At 41.6% G+C, this 20,557-nt stretch carries 21 protein-coding genes and 1 pseudogene; 8 read left to right on the forward strand and 14 right to left on the reverse strand.

The window, feature by feature from the left end:
* The 9 genes and pseudogenes from HMPREF0849_RS04185 to HMPREF0849_RS04225 form a co-directional block, all read right to left on the reverse strand.
* Window positions 1-259: pseudogene (locus HMPREF0849_RS04185) on the reverse strand (NUDIX domain-containing protein); the annotation flags it as partial.
* Window positions 260-408: 149 nt separating this feature from the next.
* The gene (locus tag HMPREF0849_RS04190) at window positions 409-840 is read right to left on the reverse strand and encodes an SseB family protein (protein ID WP_000485108.1); all 432 of its coding nucleotides are present in this window, start codon (window positions 838-840) and stop codon (window positions 409-411) included.
* A 21-nt stretch (window positions 841-861) separates the two neighbouring features.
* Window positions 862-1,983, reverse strand: a complete 1,122-nt coding sequence (gene mnmA, locus HMPREF0849_RS04195) for a tRNA 2-thiouridine(34) synthase MnmA (protein WP_001282938.1) — start codon at window positions 1,981-1,983, stop codon at window positions 862-864.
* 428 nt (window positions 1,984-2,411) lie between these two features.
* Window positions 2,412-3,803, reverse strand: a complete 1,392-nt coding sequence (gene argH / locus HMPREF0849_RS04200) for an argininosuccinate lyase (RefSeq protein ID WP_000042247.1) — start codon at window positions 3,801-3,803, stop codon at window positions 2,412-2,414.
* Window positions 3,804-3,830: 27 nt separating this feature from the next.
* Window positions 3,831-5,027, reverse strand: a complete 1,197-nt coding sequence (locus tag HMPREF0849_RS04205; protein ID WP_000031912.1) for an argininosuccinate synthase — start codon at window positions 5,025-5,027, stop codon at window positions 3,831-3,833.
* A 15-nt stretch (window positions 5,028-5,042) separates the two neighbouring features.
* Window positions 5,043-5,849: an ABC transporter substrate-binding protein gene (locus HMPREF0849_RS04210; protein WP_001045251.1), complete on the reverse strand. Its 807-nt coding sequence runs from the start codon at window positions 5,847-5,849 to the stop codon at window positions 5,043-5,045.
* Window positions 5,850-6,077: 228 nt separating this feature from the next.
* The gene (locus HMPREF0849_RS04215; RefSeq protein ID WP_000593109.1) at window positions 6,078-6,707 is read right to left on the reverse strand and encodes an ABC transporter ATP-binding protein; all 630 of its coding nucleotides are present in this window, start codon (window positions 6,705-6,707) and stop codon (window positions 6,078-6,080) included.
* Window positions 6,704-8,812, reverse strand: a complete 2,109-nt coding sequence (locus HMPREF0849_RS04220; RefSeq protein WP_000724250.1) for a bacteriocin-associated integral membrane family protein — start codon at window positions 8,810-8,812, stop codon at window positions 6,704-6,706. Before HMPREF0849_RS04220 ends, HMPREF0849_RS04215 begins: the two co-directional genes overlap by 4 nt.
* A gap of 54 nt (window positions 8,813-8,866) precedes the next feature.
* Window positions 8,867-9,151: a lactococcin 972 family bacteriocin gene (locus HMPREF0849_RS04225; protein WP_000737526.1), complete on the reverse strand. Its 285-nt coding sequence runs from the start codon at window positions 9,149-9,151 to the stop codon at window positions 8,867-8,869.
* A 378-nt stretch (window positions 9,152-9,529) separates the two neighbouring features.
* On the opposite strand from HMPREF0849_RS04225, the gene HMPREF0849_RS04230 reads away from it, so the two are divergent.
* Complete coding sequence (locus tag HMPREF0849_RS04230; protein WP_001268190.1) at window positions 9,530-10,393, forward strand: helix-turn-helix domain-containing protein; 864 nt, start codon at window positions 9,530-9,532, stop codon at window positions 10,391-10,393.
* Window positions 10,394-10,408: 15 nt separating this feature from the next.
* Here the strand turns inward: HMPREF0849_RS04230 and HMPREF0849_RS04235 are convergent, their stop codons facing one another.
* Window positions 10,409-11,032, reverse strand: a complete 624-nt coding sequence (locus HMPREF0849_RS04235; RefSeq protein ID WP_000060318.1) for a LysM peptidoglycan-binding domain-containing protein — start codon at window positions 11,030-11,032, stop codon at window positions 10,409-10,411.
* Between the two features lie 241 nt (window positions 11,033-11,273).
* Here HMPREF0849_RS04235 and sdaAB point away from each other — a divergent pair, with 241 nt between their 5' ends.
* From sdaAB to HMPREF0849_RS04250, 3 genes are read left to right on the forward strand one after another with little or no spacing between them, the layout of a single operon-like run.
* Window positions 11,274-11,945 carry an L-serine ammonia-lyase, iron-sulfur-dependent subunit beta gene (gene sdaAB / locus HMPREF0849_RS04240; RefSeq protein WP_000555868.1) on the forward strand — a complete coding sequence of 224 codons (672 nt, stop codon included), beginning with the start codon at window positions 11,274-11,276 and terminating at the stop codon, window positions 11,943-11,945.
* Between the two features lie 8 nt (window positions 11,946-11,953).
* Window positions 11,954-12,826 carry an L-serine ammonia-lyase, iron-sulfur-dependent, subunit alpha gene (gene sdaAA, locus HMPREF0849_RS04245; RefSeq protein ID WP_000500029.1) on the forward strand — a complete coding sequence of 291 codons (873 nt, stop codon included), beginning with the start codon at window positions 11,954-11,956 and terminating at the stop codon, window positions 12,824-12,826.
* Between the two features lie 27 nt (window positions 12,827-12,853).
* The gene (locus tag HMPREF0849_RS04250) at window positions 12,854-13,483 is read left to right on the forward strand and encodes an HAD-IA family hydrolase (RefSeq protein WP_001139325.1); all 630 of its coding nucleotides are present in this window, start codon (window positions 12,854-12,856) and stop codon (window positions 13,481-13,483) included.
* 87 nt (window positions 13,484-13,570) lie between these two features.
* Here the strand turns inward: HMPREF0849_RS04250 and HMPREF0849_RS04255 are convergent, their stop codons facing one another.
* The 4 genes from HMPREF0849_RS04255 to HMPREF0849_RS04270 all read right to left on the reverse strand — a co-directional run bounded on the left by HMPREF0849_RS04255 (window position 13,571) and on the right by HMPREF0849_RS04270 (window position 17,189).
* A complete protein-coding gene (locus tag HMPREF0849_RS04255; protein WP_000759534.1) occupies window positions 13,571-13,786 on the reverse strand; it encodes a DUF805 domain-containing protein in 216 nt (71 codons plus the stop codon).
* On the reverse strand, window positions 13,761-14,183 hold the full coding sequence (locus HMPREF0849_RS04260) for a DUF805 domain-containing protein (protein WP_000947293.1): 423 nt from the start codon (window positions 14,181-14,183) through the stop codon (window positions 13,761-13,763). Before HMPREF0849_RS04260 ends, HMPREF0849_RS04255 begins: the two co-directional genes overlap by 26 nt.
* A 249-nt stretch (window positions 14,184-14,432) precedes the next feature.
* Window positions 14,433-16,283: a nucleoside-diphosphate sugar epimerase/dehydratase gene (locus HMPREF0849_RS04265; protein WP_001035721.1), complete on the reverse strand. Its 1,851-nt coding sequence runs from the start codon at window positions 16,281-16,283 to the stop codon at window positions 14,433-14,435.
* Between the two features lie 75 nt (window positions 16,284-16,358).
* Complete coding sequence (locus HMPREF0849_RS04270; protein ID WP_001114300.1) at window positions 16,359-17,189, reverse strand: glycosyltransferase; 831 nt, start codon at window positions 17,187-17,189, stop codon at window positions 16,359-16,361.
* 221 nt (window positions 17,190-17,410) lie between these two features.
* Between HMPREF0849_RS04270 and HMPREF0849_RS04275 the strand changes: the two genes are divergently transcribed.
* The 4 genes from HMPREF0849_RS04275 (at window position 17,411) to HMPREF0849_RS04290 (ending at window position 20,541) form a co-directional block, all read left to right on the forward strand.
* Window positions 17,411-18,577 (forward strand): CynX/NimT family MFS transporter, encoded by a 1,167-nt coding sequence (locus HMPREF0849_RS04275; protein ID WP_000744871.1) that lies wholly within the window; start codon window positions 17,411-17,413, stop codon window positions 18,575-18,577.
* A 135-nt stretch (window positions 18,578-18,712) separates the two neighbouring features.
* Window positions 18,713-19,039: a PadR family transcriptional regulator gene (locus HMPREF0849_RS04280; protein ID WP_000273860.1), complete on the forward strand. Its 327-nt coding sequence runs from the start codon at window positions 18,713-18,715 to the stop codon at window positions 19,037-19,039.
* Entirely contained in the window at window positions 19,026-19,619 is a 594-nt protein-coding gene (locus HMPREF0849_RS04285) for a DUF1700 domain-containing protein (protein ID WP_000198645.1), read from the forward strand. Before HMPREF0849_RS04280 ends, HMPREF0849_RS04285 begins: the two co-directional genes overlap by 14 nt.
* Window positions 19,612-20,541: a DUF4097 family beta strand repeat-containing protein gene (locus HMPREF0849_RS04290; RefSeq protein WP_001229041.1), complete on the forward strand. Its 930-nt coding sequence runs from the start codon at window positions 19,612-19,614 to the stop codon at window positions 20,539-20,541. The genes HMPREF0849_RS04285 and HMPREF0849_RS04290 overlap by 8 nt, the downstream gene beginning before the upstream one ends.
* Window positions 20,542-20,557: the final 16 nt, after the last annotated feature.

Consider the following 20,557-nt stretch of genomic DNA (forward strand, 5'->3'; position numbering starts at 1 on the left):
ATAGGAAACACCGTCTTGTTCAAACGATTTCAACCGCGAAAGCTAGCTGCCCAGCTTGAGCTCTGACACCCAGTTCTTCCTTCACTTCGCGGACTACCGCATCTTCCGTTCTTTCATTGACTTGGATGGCACCGCCGATAGTGTAATACTTGCCCTCATCTTTGGTAACTAGGAGTTTGCGATTTTGAAGAATCAAGGCTGTCGCCCGAACACCAAAAACCGTATTTCCTACTTTTGTCCGAAAGTCTTGTTGAGTCATTTTTATCCTTTCCCTTAAACGACACAAAAACAGTCAAAACTCGTAAGAAGTGCAGGACAAAAAAGCCTGCAACATCCATGAGCTTTGACCATCATTTCTATTGCTTTTATTATTGTAGCAAATTGAGAAAATTTGTCAATCTAAATGTACTATGATTGGCGAATCGCTTCAAAAGCTCCTTTGTCAATCTCAACCGAGTCAGCGAAAGCATCTAAAACAATCCCTCTCACCGGAAACTCCCCTATCTCTTCCGCAGCAAATAAACAGTCCGTAAGAGGCAATTGCAACCAAGAAAATCGGTCATAATAGTCCTTGGGAATGTCCTGAATTTCTATGAAGCAAGGATAAAAGTAGTCGTCTCCCTTTCGCAGAATATCCGGTTTTAGGCGAGCACCTTCTTGTCCGTCACCCCCATCCATCAGAGATGCATTGAAGGGGACCCAGACTTTAGCTCGTTTCAATTCCTTGAACAAGGCTTCAATCGACTCTGTCGTTTTCTCTCTCAAATACTCTTTCTTATAGTCAGAGAGACTCATTTTTTTCTCTTCTTTAGCCGTTTTTTTCTTAAAAAACTGAAACATTCTCTTTCCTCTTAGAAAATCTTAAATGTACTGACAAACTTGTCCATCGCGGTAGGCATTGTCAATCAAACCGCCACCTAGACACTCTTCGCCATCGTAAAAGACAACTGCCTGTCCTGGTGTGATGGCGCGCTGTGGTTCCGCAAAGATGACTTCTGCCTTATCTCCTTTGACATGTACTGTCACCTTAGAATCAGGCTGACGGTAGCGGAATTTAGCTGTACATTCTAGCGTAAATTCCTCTGGCATGTCACGAGTAAAGTGGACTTGACTGGCTTCTAGGCTGGTTGACATAAGCGAATCATGATAGAAACCTTGGCCGACATAGAGGATATTCTTGCTCAGGTCTTTTCCGACAACGAACCAAGGGGCATTGTCACCGCCGTGTTGCCCACCGATACCGAGTCCGCCACGCTGACCGATTGTATAATACATGAGACCTGCATGCTCCCCCATATCGCGACCATCCACAGTCATCATGCGACCAGGCTGGGCTGGCAGGTAGTTGCTGAGAAAGTTTTTAAAGTTCTTTTCTCCGATAAAGCAAATCCCTGTCGAGTCTTTCTTCTTGGCAGTCGCAAGACCTGCTTCTTCTGCTAGTTTTCGTACTTCAGGCTTTTCCAAATGCCCCAATGGGAACATGGTTTTTTGGAGTTGTTCTTGCGAAAGTTGACTGAGGAAATAGGTCTGATCCTTGCCATTGTCCACACCACGAAGCATGTGAACGATGCCATCCTCATCACGCGCCACTCGAGCATAGTGCCCCGTCGCTACATAGTCTGCCCCCAAGGTCATAGCATAGTCCAGAAAGGCCTTGAACTTGATTTCCTTGTTACACATAACGTCTGGATTTGGCGTGCGTCCTGCACGGTATTCCGCTAGGAAATACTCAAAAACGCGGTCCCAGTACTCTTTTTCAAAATTGACAGAGTAGTAAGGAATGCCAATCTGGTCTGCCACCGCAGCCACATCCTTGTAATCTTCGGTCGCCGTACAGACGCCGTTTTCATCTGTGTCATCCCAGTTCTTCATGAAGATACCGATCACATCGTAGCCCTGCTCCTTGAGCAAGAGAGCCGTCACCGACGAATCAACACCACCACTCATCCCCACAACAACACGTGTTTTAGAGTTATCACTCATGGTAAGTCTCCCATCTATTCGTTTATTTATACCCCTCAAAATTCTATTTACTATGACTTTCAATAGAATTTCTTCGAGTATAGTCTTTTCGTTTGCTTTTAGGAGTAAAATGGTCTGGGAGACCATTTTAGCCTATCATCTTAAAATGAAAATATGATAGGCAACGAGTCGCAGGCATAACTCGAGTTTGCTCAATCAGTCTGGGAGACTGATTGAGGTTATAAATCAGACAAGCTCAGCTTGCATCTCATTTCGAGTTAACAACGTAATAAAAGATAAACGAAATGACTAGTTCACGATTGAAGGTCGTGTGTGCTTTAACGATTGAAGGTCGCTTGAGCAGTATTCATTATAACACGCTTGGTTGGAGAAGACAAGAAAGAGGCTGATAAATCATCTCAGCCTCTCTTTCTTACTTTGCAAACGAATCAATTTTCCCCTTTAAGTTCTTTCTTCGCTTGTTCTATCTGGTATTTCACTTGCTCAAAGCCGGTTCCTCCTAAGGAATTCCGTCTCTGAACAGCGGTTTCTGGGCGCAAGTAGATATAAATATCCTCTTCAATCAAGGGATGGTAGACTTGCAACTCCTCCAAATCCCAATCTTGGATGTTTTTACCATGCTTGATAGAGTCTAAAACCAATTTCCCTACAATTTCATGCGCTTCTCTAAAAGGGAGGCCTTTTTCAGCCAAATAATCTGCCAGTTCGGTCGCATTCGAAAAATCATTCTCTGTGGATTGCTGCATTTTGGCCTTATTAACCTGCATGCTCGATAGCATACCTGCCAACACATCCAGAGAATTTAAAATCGTTTCTACTGTATCAAACATGCCTTCCTTGTCCTCTTGCAAATCCTTATTATAGGCCAGAGGCAAAGATTTCATGACGGTCAATAGTCCAAGCAAGTGCCCGTAAACCCGTCCTGTCTTCCCTCGAATCAATTCGGCCATATCAGGATTTTTCTTCTGCGGCATGATAGATGAACCCGTTGAAAAGCTATCAGACAAGCTAATGTACTGATACTCAAAACTGCACCAATTGATGATTTCTTCACAAAAACGGCTCATATGCATCATCAACATGCTGGCATTTGATAGAAATTCCAAGATAAAATCACGGTCACTCACTGCGTCCAAGGAATTGGTATAGGGTTGTTGGAAGCCCAATAAATCACTCGATAATTGACGATTGATTGGAAAAGTTGTCCCCGCCAAGGCAGCCGCACCCAGGGGAGATAGGTCCGTATGTTTCAAGTTAAATGCAAAGCGTTCGCTGTCCCTTTGAAACATATTGTAATAAGCCATGAGATGGTGGGCAAAACTAATCGGTTGGGCGTGTTGCAAATGGGTATAGCCTGGCATGATGGTTTCTACATGTTTTTCAGCTAAATCCAGCAAAACACTGTTCAGATTCGCCAACTTATCCAAGACATGGCCAAGCTGCTCCTTTAGATATAAGTGCATATCCGTTGCGACTTGGTCATTCCGAGAACGAGCCGTGTGTAGTTTCCCAGCCAGAGGACCGATTTTCTCTGTCAGCAACACTTCCATATTCATATGAATATCTTCATTTGCAATATCAAAATGAAGCTCTCCCGCCTCTAAATCTCGCAACGAAGCTTTCAGACCATCTTGGATCTGCTCTGCCTCTTCCAAGCTTAAAATGCCAGTCTGTCCTAGCATTTGAACATGAGCTAGGGAACCCATCAAATCAAATTTTGCCAGCTGGTGGTCAAAGGAAATACTCGCACCGAACTGTTCTACCCACTCTTCCACAGTGCCTTCAAATCGACCACCCCATAATTTTGTATTTTTCGACATATCCTGTCGTCCCTTTCTATCGCGTCACTACTCAACATTTTTCTGAACTTCTGAATAAACCTTAGTCGGAAGCCCCCAAAGCTTGATAAATCCAACAGCCGCATCTTGGTCAAAAGTATCCGCACTGGTATAAGTCGCCAAATTTTCATCGTAAAGAGAATTTGGTGATTTCCGAGCCACTACCTGGGCATTTCCCTTATAGAGTTTAACTTTTGCAGTTCCATTGACAACTTTCTGTGTCTCCTTGATATAGGCAATCAAAGCCTGAGTTGCTGGGCTAAACCACAAGGCATTATAGATGAGATTGGACAACTCATTTTCGATAATAGGTTTGAAATGAGCCACTTCTCTCACAAGAGTCAAGTCTTCAATCTCCTTATGAGCTGCCAATAAAGTCACAGCGCCTGGGCACTCATAAATCTCTCTTGACTTAATACCGACTAGACGATTTTCCACATGGTCAATACGACCGACACCGTGTTTACCCGCAATTTCATTTAGCTTTTGAATCAAAGCCGCCACTTTCATCTTCTCACCATTGAGGGAGATGGGCACCCCGCAGCTAAACTCAATGTCAATAAATTCTGGACTGTCTGGTGCCTCTTCTGGAGAAGATGTGATTCCAAATGCTTCTTCTGGTGCTTGGTTCCAAGGGTTTTCCAAAACACCACATTCATTTGCACGTCCCCAAAGATTTTGATCGACAGAGTAAGGATTGTCAAGGTCAGCAGGAACTGGGACGCCGTTTTCTTTGGCATATTGGATTTCTTCTTCACGAGACCATTTCCACTCACGAACAGGCGCAACTACCTTTAAATTGGGATCCAAAGCTCCAATAGAGACTTCAAACCGAACTTGGTCGTTTCCCTTGCCTGTACAACCATGGGCAATTGTGGTTGCCCCCGTCTGATGAGCTATTTCAACGAGCTTTTTTGAAATAAGAGGGCGACTCAGAGCAGATACCAAGGGATACTTCTGTTCGTAGTAAGCATGTGCCTGAAGAGCCACTAAAACATAGTCATTAGCAAATTCTTCCTTAACATCAATGACATAAGACTCTACAGCCCCAACCTTGAGAGCTTTATCATGGATGAACTCCAAATCTTTTCCTTCACCCACATCCATACAAACAGCGATTACATCATAGTCTTTTTTTAACCATGTAATAGCAACCGATGTATCCAATCCACCTGAATAGGCTAAAATGACTTTTTCCTTACTCATTTCTCTTCCTTCTTTCTATTTTTCGATAGAGACTTTAAAAGCATCGTCAATCAATTTGTCCAACTCCCCAGAATCCTTCAACTTCTGGATGGTTTTGTCAACCGCCTCTTTTAATTCTTTACTGTCTTTTTTCATCGCAACAGCGTAGGAATCTTCTTTGTCATTGTCAAAATCAAACTCAGCGATGGCTAGGTCTGGGTTATTCTCTACAAAACCTTTCGCCACTGGCTCCTCAAAGATAACCGCATCCAGTTGCCCTGATTTCAAATCTGTTATCAAATTTCCATTTTTAGGAAGTGAAACGAGAGAAGAATCCTGCAAGGTTTCTTTAGCCAGAGTTTCCTGGATAGAACCTTTCTGCGCTCCAACCTTTTTCTGAGCCAAATCCTTGACTGATTGGTAATTCGTTAATTCAGATTTTCTTACGATAACCTTATTTTTCGAAGTGTAGTAGGGAATTGAAAAATCGTAAACTTGACTTCTCTCCTCCGTCTTAGAAACTCCTGATATGGCAAGATCGGCCTTGCCCGAATCAAGACTAGCCAGTACATTGTCAAAACTCATTGGAGAGAATTCCACTTCCACACCTAGTTCCTTTGCGATGGCTTTAGCTAGCTCAACATCTGAACCTACAATCTGATTTTTCCCATCAACCAATTTCTGGTATTCAAATGGAGCAAACTCTGGATTTAGGGCCACCACCAATTTTCCTTTAGCCTTAATGGCTTCAACACCTTGGGATTGAGTGTTACTACAAGCAAATAATAAGGGAAACATAAGCAAACCAAACATCGTCATCAACACCTTCTTCACTTTATTCATAGAAGAGCCTCCTTTTATTTTTATACTTTATTATTGTATAAATAATACTCTTCTCATTTTCGTTTGTCAAGAAAAAACTGTATTTTATTTCATTTAAATCAAGAAAAAGCTTATTATATGATATATTTTTACATATAATAAGCTTATTTATACTATTTGAGTTTTTAAAAATACAATTGTCCAATTACAGGTAAGATGAAGAGATCAACGAACTCTCCACATTCTCTTTCACAATTCAATGACTCGATGGCATTGTTGAGCTACATAGGCATCGTGGGTAACGATAATGACCGTTTTCCCTTCCTTGTTCATATCTAAGAGAAAGTTTAAAACCAAATCTCGATTTTCAGGGTCTAGAGAGCCGGTTGGTTCATCTGCTAACAGGAGCTGACTCGGTTTTAAAATGGCTCTAGCAACTGCGATTCGTTGCTGTTCCCCTCCAGATAACTCTGAAACCTTCTGATGTAGGGTTGATGACAATCCCACTCTCTCTAAAATTTCTTCTATCTTTTTGACTTTGTCCTTCTTGGATAATTTTACATACTTTAGAGCGAGCATGAGATTATACTCTACTGTTTCATTATCAATCAGAGCAAAGTTTTGAAACAGATAGGAGATATGTTCGCGGATAATCGCTTGCGACTTAACAGAATTGACAGGTACATTTTGCTGACCGAAAATTTCATAATGTCCACTGTAATCGCCATCTATCAAACCCAAGAGATTTAACAAGGTTGACTTGCCACTGCCACTTTTTCCAACAATGGCAACTAAATCTCCTTGGTTAATTTTTAGAGATAAGTTCTCCAAAATAACTTTTTCCCCAATGGTTTTCGTAACATTTTCCAACTTTATCATAAGTGATCCCCTTTCAATAACTGCACTACATTTCGTTTTTCCATCTTAGAACCCAAGAAAAGCACAAACAGGATATCTAAGCCTGTAAATCCTGCAAAAAGTAGGAGCGGGAAAAGTGCCTGTGTAAAGAATAGCAGGGCTACAAAAGGAAGGCTATAGACAGCTAATAGAAGACCCAGCAAGGAACGATACCGATCTATCAATTTCCAGCCCATAAACTTCTTGGTAATAATATCTGTTCGCTTCAATAAGAAAGTTGTTACTAGTAAGAAGTAGGAAATCATCATACTAAGAAGACCAACCAAAGCAAAGAGTATGTTGAAATTCCGAACAGCATCTCGATAAGAATCTACTTTCTCTTGTTGAATGGCTTGAATAGATGAAAATTTTAAATAATTCCCATCTGATAATTTCTCAACTAACGCTGTCACCTCTTTTTGATGTTGAGCTGTATTTTCGATTTTAATGGGATTATTTAAACCTGTTGTTGACAGGGAAGCTTTTTCATCCCACATCATATCAGAATCATTGACCAAGCTAATAATTGGATTGTAGAGATTTTCCTTTCGCTTCTCGTTATAAGGGAAAAATGACCAATCTCCTTCATAATAGGCAATCTCGACATCCACCTCCTCTATCCTTCGTTTTTGCTGCTCTTCATACTTCATTGATTGATAGGTAATCAACTTCCCCAAGAGCTGGTTTTTCTCTTCTTCACCTTTCGTACTTGCTGGCATCAAAATAACTTTTTTAGTGCCGGTATCGGGTAACTTGAATCCCTTGCTCTTTAGAAAATTGCGATTAGCATAGTACACATCCACCGTATCTGTTAACTGATATTGCTGAATCTGTTCTGATTTGACAAAATTTTTTACAGGAAGACTGCTACTTTGCACATAGCCCGCCTGCGTTTTTTCTACCAAATCCAGATAAAATCGATAGAAATAATCCACTGCTTGCCCTGAGCCTGCCAACTGCTCTTGCCACAGGTTATCATTGAGTTGGAAAGTTTCTAAGGTCAGATAATTTCCTTGACTGATCCACTGTTTCTGGTAATCCAACTCTTTGTTTTCTTGCTCCAAACTTTTCCCCACCCCAACTAGCAAGACTGTCAGTAAAATGGTGGTTCCAATTTTCATCAAATAATTAAAGAGTAAACCAAATTTGAAAGATGAAAAACCTTTCAGCAGAGAGCTGATTGTCATTTTTTGGATTAAGAGATAAGTCAACCAACTGATAAAGAGATAAAGCTGCAAAAGCAAAAAATGAGACAACCACAGCATAGGGAACAAATCTTTCGGCTTATAATCAAGCAAGAAACACACTCCTAGATTGATCACAAGCGCCCCACCTAGGAGGAGGTAGAGGTTGCCTTTCACAACATCAGCTAAAACAGCCCGATCTTGAAAACCAAGTAATTTTTGTACCCCAACTCTTTTCATCTCCATCATCGGCTGATACACTGTTACTAAGACAAGAAGCAAAATAGCCAAGACAAAAATAATAGCAGATAAGAGCAAATCTCGATTTAAGACTTCCACTGCACTTTTATAGTTTGGCTCTAGCAAGGTAGCCTGGTCTATATTGAAAAAATCGCTCCATTTCTGTACAATCCTATCCTTGTCCATCTTTTGTGTAGAAGTTATCGTATAGCGACCATTTAAACTACGAGATGTATCCTTGATATAGGTTTGAAAAGTCATAAGCTGAATAGGTTTGGCTTTTAGAAAGGTCGGAATCGTACCAAGTTTATTGGAAATTTCTTTATTACTGTAAACTCCCTCACCATCTGTGGTAAAATCAAGGGAAGAAAGTCCAAACTCTTGGTAGGGGAAGGTATCTTTATCAAAAACACCAGACTTGATCACCTCATCACCACTGTCTGTTTTGATGATGGAGACTTTGTACTCCTTTGATACATCCTCAAAAAATCGAAGAACAGATTCTGCAGGTTCATTGACATCTTTCAAGTATACATCCAAAGAACTCGCTGTCTTTCCCATTTCCTGAATCCGAACCACTTCTCGTGTGTAGTTTACATTAAAAACAAAAAAAGTAGTACAGAGAAGCAGGAGTAACATACAGAAATTACTGATTTTTTTCATAAAGATACCTCCAATAAAGTTCTCCCTCTCCTAACAGGAGAGGGAAAATTTCACTTAAAATCCATAGAAATATTCTAATCCTGTTGGCGGAATTTTAGTAAGGGAAGCTTGTGCCCAAACCCTAGGACCCTGACGATCCTTAGAGATTCTACCTCCATGTCGGACAGTTGCTGTATGAGAGCGAGTAGAATGTAAATAATCAGAATATCCAAAAGTTCCTGTCCAACCTACTCCATAGTTCCATTGACCACCATCTACCCATACTGCTAAAGCATTTGTCGTAGCAAGCAGACCACATGCCATTACGGTTGCGACACCAATTTTTACTAATTTTTTCATGATATTTTCCTCACATCTTATATCTTGAACTGTTTCACAGAAACAGATGAATTGGTTCATTTGTAAACATTGAAGTCCATTGGACTCACCTTCCTTTCGTTTTACTTAATCAAAATTTTATAAGAGCCATCCCCAAGGGAAGAAAATAACCATCCATAACATAAATAACAACAGACGATATACTTTTTTATACATTTGATACCCCCTTAGTACTTCATCATCTTGATTATAAAATACAATATACCTTGTCGTAAAATTTGTTAACCTTTTTCACAAATTTATTTTAGATTTCTTTTTTACTTTTTATATTACTATGATACAATATTTTTAATCAGTTTCAATTTATTGTTAACTTTTTTCACAAATAAGGAGGGAATCATGCGCTACGATTTTGGAAATGTTTATAAAGAAATCCGTGAGTCAAAAGGATTGACTCAAGAAGAGGTCTGTGGGGGTGTTCTCTCAAGAACCAGCCTATCAAAAATAGAAAGTGGCAAGACAACTCCAAAATATGAGAATATGGAATTTCTTCTCCAGCAAATTAATATGAGTTTTGAAGAGTTTGAATATATTTGCCATCTCTACCACCCAAGTGAACGATCAACTATCATGCAGACTTTTCTAAAAATGGCTTCTATTAGTGGTACGAGCGACTTAAGTAAATTACTCAAAAAATGCCAACATTATCTAAAAACACATCATGATTTTCCCATCCAGCAGTTGCAAGATATGCTCGAAATCGTTATCTACATCCGTGAAAATGGGATAGAAAAATTGTCAAGTAAGGTTGACAACATTGTAAACAGATTATGGGATAAGATTGAGAAACAAGATACTTGGTATGAGAGTGACCTCAAAGTCCTTAATACCATTCTCTTTGCTTTTCCTATGGAGTATATTCATCAGATTACCGAAAAAATTCTCGAACGACTAGAGGTTTATAAACACTATAGTCCTGTCTTTCAGCTTCGTATGATGTTGCTTCTGAATCTCTCAACTCTTTATCTTTACAATGGTGATAAGTTGCTTTGCAAACAGCTTTGCTACACTCTCTTAGAGGAGGCAAAAGCAAGCAAACAGTACGATACACTTGCGTTTTCCTATATTCGTATCGGCATTTGTGCTAATGATGCTCAGTTGATACAGAATGGACTCTCCTTAGCTAAACTAGTAGAAGATGAACACTTACTAACAGAGCTAGAGCGAGAAGTTAACATCTTTGTAAACAAAAAAGAGCCCTAAAGGACTCTTGTATTCTTAATACCAACCGTTGTTAAGCCAGAAGTTCTTGGCAGCTGTCCATGAACCGTAACGTCCTGCAACGTAGGCATCTGCTACACGTTCTTGGTTTTCAGCTGAGTAGTCACCGTTCAAGTATGAATCTGTCAATTGGTAACGTCCGATGTAACGTCCGTTTGTAGCAGTGTAGCTACCACCTGATTCTTTTTGAGCGATCCATTCTTTGGCTTCTGCTTCAGAACCACTTACAGTAGAAGCTGCTGCAGTGTTGCTTTCTGCTGCTGGAGTTGCAGGTGCAGCTGGGGCTTCATAAGTTGTTGTTGCTGCTGGAGCTTCTTCAACTGTTTCTGTAGCTACTGGAGCTGTTTCTTCCGTTGTTGCTGCTGGAGCTGCAGTAGAAGCTGTTCCTTCAATAACCAAAACTTGGTCAACATAGATAAGATGAATATCTTTGATGTTGTTTTTTGCCGCCAATTTTTCAACAGTTGTGTTGTACTTCTCAGCGATTTCTGAAAGAGTATCACCTGATTTAACTGTGTAAGTTACAGTTTCTTGGGCAGATGCAAGTGATGGAGCAAAGAAAGCAAGCAAAGCTGCTACTCCTGCGATAGTTGTTTTAATTTTTTTAGTTGTTAATGACATATCTAAAAATTCTCCTTTTTATCTATGATACTATTCTACTCCTCGAATGTTACCGTTGTTTAACGGTTTTATGTAGAAATATTACAAAAATGTTTTATATTTACCGTTTTATGGAGGTTTTTGTCACAAAAGACCTTATTTTATACTATCTTTAATCATTTTAAGCTTTTGATAAGGGAAATAAGCGCAGAGGTCCATTCTTTGATATAATAGATATAAGAATCTTTGTAAGGGGAAACAGATGCACTCACTTCGTTTTCAATCTGTCTTTGACATTATCGGACCAGTTATGATTGGCCCATCAAGTAGCCATACTGCTGGAGCTGTTCGCATCGGGAAAATCGTCTCTTCCATCTTTGATGATACGCCGACAGAAGTCGAATTCCAATTATTTAATTCATTTGCCAAAACCTACCGTGGTCATGGAACCGACCTTGCTCTCGTCGCTGGTATATTAGGTATGGATACGGACGATCCCGACATTCCAAATAGCCTAGAGATTGCCCATAAACGTGGTATCAAGATTGTCTGGACCATTCAGAAAGATAGCAACGCTCCTCATCCTAATACCACTAAAATTACTGTGAAGAATGAACACAAATCCATCAGTGTGACAGGAATTTCCATCGGTGGAGGAAATATCCAAGTTACGGAACTTAACGGCTTTGCTGTCTCTCTCAACATGAACACACCAACCATTATCATCGTGCATCAGGATGTTCCAGGTATGATTGCTCATGTTACTGAAGCCCTCTCTCGTTTCGATATCAACATCGCTCAGATGAATGTGACTCGAGAAAAAGCTGGAGAAAAAGCCATTATGATTATCGAAGTCGATAGTCGAAGTTGCGAAGAGGCGATTGAAGAAATCCGAAAAATCCCTCATCTCCACAATGTCAATTTCTTTAAGTAGGAGGAAACATGTTTTATTCTATCAAAGAATTGGTTGAGCAAGCAGATCTAGACTTCCAAGGAAATGTCGCAGAACTCATGATTGCGACCGAATATCAATTAACCGGTCGAGAACGGCCTGAAGTTCTCCTTCTCATGGAACGCAATCTAGAAGTCATGAAAGCCTCTGTCGAGCTCGGTCTCAGTGAAAACAAATCCCGTAGTGGCCTAACGGGTGGAGACGCGGCCAAACTAGACCGCCATCTCAAAAGTGGCAAGGCCTTATCTGACTTTACCATCCTATCAGCAGCCCGTAATGCCATCGCGGTCAATGAACACAATGCGAAGATGGGATTGGTCTGCGCCACCCCAACCGCAGGAAGTGCTGGTTGTTTGCCAGCCGTTCTCACTGCTGCTATCCAAAAACTAGACCTTAGCCACGAAGAACAGCTGGATTTCCTATTTGCTGCGGGTGCCTTTGGATTGGTTATCGCGAACAATGCCTCTATCTCAGGTGCTGAAGGTGGCTGTCAGGCCGAAGTTGGCTCTGCCTCTGCCATGAGTGCCGCAGCCTTGACCTTGGCTGCAGGTGGAAGCCCCTATCAGGCTAGCCAAGCCATTGCCTTTGTCATTAAAAATATGCTAGGTCTTATCTGCGATCCCGTCGCTGGTTTGGTTGAAGTTCCCTGTGTCAAACGCAATGCCATGGGGGCTAGCTTTGCCTTTATCGCGGCTGATATGGCCTTGGCAGGTATCGAGTCTAAGATCCCTGTTGACGAAGTCATCGATGCCATGTACCAAGTCGGATCGAGTCTTCCAACTGCCTTTCGTGAAACAGCTGAGGGTGGACTTGCCGCTACACCTACTGGTCGTCGCCTACAAAAAGAAATCTTCGGAGAATAAGCTTATCTATATCTATTAGGAGAAACTATGCCCTCTATCTCAGCAATCTTTTTTGATCTAGACGGAACCCTGGTTGACAGTTCCCTCGGGATCCACAATGCCTTTACCTATACCTTTGAACAACTAGGAGTTCCGAGTCCTGATGCCAAAACCATTCGTGGTTTCATGGGCCCGCCACTTGAAAGTAGTTTTGCAACATGCCTTCCTAAGGAGCAAATCTCAGAAGCTGTGCAGATATACCGCTCTTACTACAAGGAAAAAGGAATCCACGAAGCCCAACTCTTCCCCCGAATAACGGAATTGCTTCAAGAGCTTTCGCAAAACTACCCTCTCTACATCACTACAACAAAGAATACTCCTACTGCTCATGATATGACTAAAAATCTGGGAATCCATCATTTCTTTGATGGCATTTACGGCTCTAGTCCTGAAACGCCACATAAAGCGGATGTCATCCGTTATGCCTTGCAGGCGCATCAACTCCATGCAGACCAAGTCCTCATCATCGGGGATACCAAGTTTGATATGATCGGAGCTCAAGAAACTGGTATTAAAAAGTTTGCTGTTACTTGGGGATTTGGAGAAGAGGCTGATTTGCTCAGCTATCAACCTGACTGGATTGCCCGTACCATTGATGATATCATTAGCCAGCTCTAACCATACAAAAATACTCCTAACACTAGTGAACTAGGTTGAGGAGTATTTTTTATATGTTGTTACTATCAGAAGGAATCAACTCCATGCTTAAGAAGTAATTTGATCCTGTTCTTCAGTACCTGCATCTTCATCCTTCTTACTTGGCCAAGCAAGCATCACAATAAGGGCAATCGGTCCAACGATAGGAACCAAAGCAATGAAGATAAAGGCCCAGTGGAAACCAGCGTCTCGTAAGCGGCGAAGCGACTCAGCCGTTTTTAAATGGAGTAGAAATATCTTAATATTTTCGTACCATTTCTTCAAACTGAGAATCTTCCGTATTCTCTTTATCTTTTTCACTATTCTCTATCACTTTTTCTCCAAATCGTTGACTTGGCATAGCGAGCATAACGAGCAGTGTTATTGCACCCAAAGGAACAAATACAATAAAAATATAGGCCCAATGGATACCTACATCTCGTAAGCGACGTACTATCAGTGCTAGTAGAGGAACAAACTCTATTATAAACAAAATAATACACATACTGAAAACCGCAATATTCCTGATGGCTTTATCAGATTCTACTCCAGTAAAAAGTGAGTAGTAGGCGGGCAAGAAAATCACCATATTTAGTAGCCAAACCCACCAAAATTCTGGACGTGTGGAACGACCAGAAAAATTTGCATAGCCTTTGAAAAAACTCCTAATAGCACTCAGCATACAAAAAATCTCCTTTTGATTTTAATACTTATTTCCCAAAGTTATGTTACCAGCTTAAAAAAGAGGTAGTTTTTAGATTGTCTGAAATCACTCTCCTGATAGATCACATCACATCGTCCCTTGAATAGTTGCGCTTATTAAACCTTTGAAAGATCCGATGTTCTCTACTCTCTATTTATAAAAACCAGCTTTCTGATTCTCTCAGAAAACTGGCGATAGTTGTTTCATTATGAAGGTAGTTGGACACTCTTACTCAGCATGAGTTGTCTCATTCGCAAAGGAAATGATGGCTTCTTTGAGCTCATCTCCGCTGAGTGAACGGAATTCTTCAATCTTTTGATCGATGGCTTCTAGCGGCATGACGTTTACCTTACCAACGAAAATCTTGTCCATGACTTGGTTATCAACCAATTCGGTCGAAACCAAGAGTTCTTCATAGAGTTTTTCACCTGGACGAATACCAACCTCAACGATTGGAATTTCACTTTCCGTGTGCCCACTTAGAAGGACCATTTTCTTAGCCAAGTCATAGATCTTAACTGGTTTGCCCATATCGAGGATAAAGACTTCTCCGTCCTTGGCATAAGCACCAGCATGGATTACTAGACGGCTAGCCTCTGGAATGGTCATGAAGTAACGTGTCATACGGAAGTCTGTTACTGTTACAGGACCGCCTTCAGCAATCTGACGTTCAAAGACAGGAATCACGCTACCACGACTACCCAGAACATTTCCAAAACGGACTGCACAGTAGGTTGATTTGCTACGTTGGTTAAAGCCAGTGACAATCAATTCTGCCACGCGCTTAGTCGCACCCATAACATTTGGTGGATTGACCGCCTTGTCAGTCGAAATCATGACCATCTTAGGTACTTTGGCTTCATCAACAGCCTTGGCAACATTGTAGGTACCGAGGATATTGTTCTTGAAGGCTTCTTTTGGGTTGCGCTCCATCATCGGAACGTGTTTGTGGGCTGCAGCATGATAAACAATAGCTGGTTTGTACTGCTCAAACACCTGCAAGAGACGGTCATAGTCCTGAATATCTGCAATAACAGGAACATAATCAATCCCTTGGAATGTACGGATCAATTCATGATAAACGAGATAGATGGAATTTTCGCCATGCCCAAGCAAGATGATACGTTCTGGATTGAAGCGACTAACCTGGCGACAAATCTCCGAACCAATCGAACCACCAGCTCCTGTCACCAAGATGGTCTTGCCTGTAATCTCAGTACCCAGACGCGATTCGTCAAGACGAATCTCCTGACGGCCCAAAAGGTCTGTGATATCAATTTTCTGGAAACCACTACCTGGTTGATGGAGCCCTTGAACGACTGTCTCAACCTTAGGCATCTTGTAACATTTGACGCCTAGCTTATTACACATCTGCAAGATGCGTTCGTACTCTGATGGGTCAAGCGAAGGGATGGCTACGATGACACGCTCGATTTGGTGACGTTTAGCCAATTCAGGGAGATTATCATAAGAGCCCAGAACTGGGATTCCACCTAGTTTTTGTCCCTTTTTCTTTTCATCGTTATCCAAAATCCCCACTAGCTCAAGGTCGCTAGTTGGATGTTGGTAGCTGTTCATAAAGAGGGCACCACCATCACCAGCACCGATCAAGAAGGTACGACGATGCTCCCCATCTCCACTACCTTTTTTACGTTTGGAATAAATCAACTGCCAAGTGATACGAGGAAGCAAGATGAGGAAGGTACTCAACAAAATGAAGAGCACGATGAAACGGATAGAAAACAATGGAAGGAAGGCATAGCAGATTCCATAAGAAAGAACACTGCTGAGCATCACTCCGAAAAAGATTTTCATGAAATCCGTAATCTTGCTATAACGACTGATACTAGCATTTAGCCCCCAAAACGCAATCATGATTTGATAGAGGAGGAAGGCTAAAAGAGTGTAGATCACGTAATCCACAGGCGCAGGATTTATAAGGCCATAAAACAAGATATAAGATACGATGATGGAAACCACCATGCTTAGAATATCGAATATCCCCCAAAATACTTGTTTTTGCTGTTTATTTAAAATTTCAACCAGATCAATCACATAATCTGTTAGTTTTTTATTCATAGGAATTTACTCCCCCTTAAAAGAGTCAGATGATACTGTTGTTATGATAACCTGAATCATTCAGTCTATCGGGGCTCACTTTCTCTTTCTTAAAAGTTTGACGAAGATAAACTGACGTACAAAGCCTGGACAAAGTGCAACAATTGCCTGAATGGCTACACTTTTAGCATAATCCATGTAAGAAATTTGCCCTCGCTCAAGCATCCGTTGGCGAGCTTGACGATAGAGTTTAAGGTAACGCAAGCCACCTCGACGCTCAAACATCCCTGCACCGACACGAACCTTACACAAGATTTGATCCAGGTTCCCTGTCTTGGCACCTGCAGCAATCATATTGAGCCAAAGGAGGTCATCCTCCATGTAAAGGCCATCTTCGTAGTTGCCCGCCTTGAGGACCATGTCCTTTTTGAACATAACTGTCATATGGTTAAAGGCGCTTCTCATTCTCTGATAAGCCACAATGTCTGCATGCTGGGTTGGAACACGACGATAAGACACAATCTCATCTGGATTGTCAATGAACTCTGCGATATGCCCACCTAAGAGATCAAGATCTTCTTTCTCCATTAGCTGAAGCTGTTTCTCAAAACGATCCGGAACGGCTAAATCATCCGTATCCATGCGGGCAATAATGTCATACTGGCACTGTAAAACACCGTATCGAAGAGCCAAGCCTAAACCCTGATTTTCTTCTAAGGGGCACCGTTTAACTGGAATGTCTGACTGAGCTTCCACTTCATCTAGCACCTGATAGAGTTCGGGTGTGAGCGGGCCGTCCTCAACAAGAACAAGTTCGCTCGGTTTCAAGGTCTGGTTTTGAACACTTTTGATAGCATCTCTTAAAAACGTCGGATTTTCCTTTACATAGACCGACATCAAGACGCTGATTTTTTGCTTTTCAGGCACAGTTTTTCTCCAATGTATAGATTTCCTTCCACTATTTTATCACAAAATTTCCTAGTTTCCTATTTTTATATCAAATCAAGGAAAATTCTAGTAAAGAAATCTGTCACTTTTCACTATATTTTCACTTCCATTGATTGAACTGTCTTGGCTGTCATTACTTGACATTATAAGGAAAAAACCTTAAAATAAGCTGTTATTAAAATCATCCTATCGAGGTTTTCATGAAAAAACAATCGCTCTTTTTTGTTCTAGGAATTGTCTTAATCGGGACCGTTTTACGTTCTCCTTTTACTGCTCTTCCAACTATTTTAGGAGATATTGCTCAGGGACTAGGAGTGGAGGTTAGCTCTCTTGGGATTTTAACCAGTCTCCCTCTCTTGATGTTTGCTCTTTTCTCTGCTTTTGCAAGCCGCTTGGCACAAAAAATCGGACTAGAACATCTCTTTACTTACTGTCTCCTCCTCTTAACTGTTGGCTCTGTCATTCGGATTCTCAATCTTCCCCTTCTCTATCTAGGAACCCTAATTGTCGGAGCGAGCATTGCGATCTTCAATGTACTCCTCCCAAGTATGATCCAGGCAAATCAGCCTCAAAAGATTAGTTTCCTAACAACGCTCTATGTCACTGCCATGGGAATTTCGACAGCCATCGCTTCTTATCTTTCGGTCCCTATCACCCAAGCTAGTTCTTGGAAGGGACTCATCCTCGTTCTCAGCTTTCTCTGTCTGGTCACTCTGCTAGTCTGGTTACCAAATCATCACCACAACCACCACCTAGAAAGCCAAAAAGAAAAGCAAGTCAAAGAGAATATTCTAAAAAGTAAAGATGTCTGGGCTATCATTATCTTTGGCGGACTTCAGTCCTTGCTCTTTTATACAAGTATGACCTGGTTGCCAACTATGGCTGTTAGTGCTGGTCTTTCTAATAGTGATGCGGCTCTTCTGGCTTCTATCTTCTCACTGATCAGCATTCCTTTTTCGATGACTGTTCCAAGTCTAACGACTCGTCTGTCAGATGGTCACCGTCGAATCATGCTGGCAATCATTTCCTTCTCTGGGATGACAGGAATTGCCATGCTCTTGTATCCAACAAATAATTTCCTCTACTGGTTAGTCGTCCATCTCTTGATTGGAACGGCCTGCAGTGCCCTCTTCCCCTACCTCATGGTTTGCTTTTCTCTTAAAACCAGTTCTCCTGAAAAGACAGCTCAGCTATCAGGACTAGCGCAAACAGGGGGCTACATCTTAGCTGCTTTTGGACCTACCTTGTTTGGTTATAGTTTTGAGCTTTTCCAATCTTGGATCCCAGCTGTCCTTGCCCTTCTAGCCATCGATATCATCATGACCATCTCACTCTTTATGGTCGATCGGGCTGATAACATCCTCTAAACTTCTAGTTTTTACTAGGAGTTTTTTATATGTAAAATTTTTACACATATTTCTTGACAGGGCTTTCAACTTGAGATACAATATATTTGAAAAGAGTATATATAAAATTTTTATATAATATAAAGGAGGTTTCCCATGTACTTCCCAACATCCTCTGCCTTGATCGAGTTTCTCATCTTGGCTGTACTGGAGCAGGGGGATTCTTATGGTTATGAGATTAGTCAAACCATTAAGCTCATCGCCAATATCAAAGAATCTACGCTCTATCCCATTCTCAAAAAATTGGAAGCCAGTGGCTTTCTGACCACCTACTCTAGAGAGTTTCAGGGGCGTATGCGCAAATACTACTCCTTGACCAATCGGGGCGTAGAGCAGCTCGTTACTCTAAAGGAAGAGTGGACGCTCTATACCGACACCGTCAACGGCATCATAGAAGGGAGTATCCGCCATGACAAGAACTGACTATCTGACTCAGTTAGAAACCTATCTCCATAAACTGCCTGAAGCTGACCGCATCGAAGCTATGGACTACTTTAAGGAACTATTTGACGATGCAGGTCCAGAGGGCGAAGAGGAACTCATTGCCAGTCTGGGAACTCCAAAAGAAGCTGCCCATGATATCCTCTCTGATCTTCTCGATAAAAAAGTCAATGAAGCCCCTGCTCAAAAGAATGACCGTCAACTGCTACACATTGCCCTCCTGGCCCTGCTAGTAGCTCCTATCGGAATTCCGGTCGGGATCGGCATCCTCATGGCCATCATCGGTATTATTATCGCAGCCGTCTCCGTCATTTTAGCCTTCTTTACCGTCTCTGTGACGGGTATCCTGCTAGGTGGACTCTTTATCGTAGAGAGCTTTAGCGTCCTAGTCGAAGCCAAATCTGCCTTTATCTTGATTTTTGGGGCCGGTTTGCTTTCTATCGGTGCTTCTTCTCTTGTTCTACTGGGTATCTCCTATGTAGCTCGTTTCTTTGGCCTCCTAATCGTCCGCTTGGCACAATGGATTCTTAAAAAAGGAAAGAGAGGTGACAGACATGCGTAAATTGACAAAAGGATTTCTCATCTTTGGTGTGGTTTCTACAATCCTCGGTTTTATCATGATCATTGTAGGCGCGCAGTCCAATGGTATTCAAAGTTTACTTGCCATGTCAAAAGACCCCGTCTATGACAATCGTATCGAAGAAGTGACCTTTGGAAATGAAGTGGAAAAACTTGATTTGACCCTTGAAGAGCACAGCCTAACCATCACAGAGTCTGTAGATGACAAGATCCATATCACCTATCATCCTTCGGTGTCTGGTCGTCACGATCTGACTACTGGCATGAGTTACAAAACACTGACCGTCACTGACAAACAAGCCTCCCAACATCGCTTTCTAGGTTCAGGAATCGAAGGCCTACTTCGTATTGCCAGCAGTTATTCTCACCGTTTTGACGAAGTCATTCTCTCCCTCCCTAAAGGAAGAAGACTGCAAGCTATCACCGTCTCAGCCAATCGTGGACAAACCAATATTCGTCAAGCCAATCTTGAAAATGCGACAATCAAAACAAAAGGCTATCTCTTAAGACTAACTGAAAGTTCTATCAAGAACAGCACACTAACGACACCTCATATCATCAATATCTTTGATGCCGAATTGACAGATAGTCAGGTCAAGACGGAGGGAGCACACATCTATGCTGAAAATATCCAAGTTCACGGCAAGGTCGAGCTAGAGGCTCATTCAACTCTAAACCTCATTCTCTCCCAGAAAGAGACCGACCGTATCAATCTAGATATTTCTTCTCAGCATGGCGGTATCTATCGTAAACCCAAAGAAGAACATCGTGGACAAAAAGAGAATGAACTTGCCAACCCTTATAAAACGGAAAGAGCAGATATCAAGGACCTGCTCATTGCAAAAGCCAACCAGGATATCTACCTACCTAAAGAAGAGTACTCTTCTCCATCTAGAAACCATTGACAAAAACGCTTTCATC

Source organism: Streptococcus sp. C300, from assembly GCF_000187645.1.
GTDB lineage: Bacteria > Bacillota > Bacilli > Lactobacillales > Streptococcaceae > Streptococcus > Streptococcus oralis_CQ.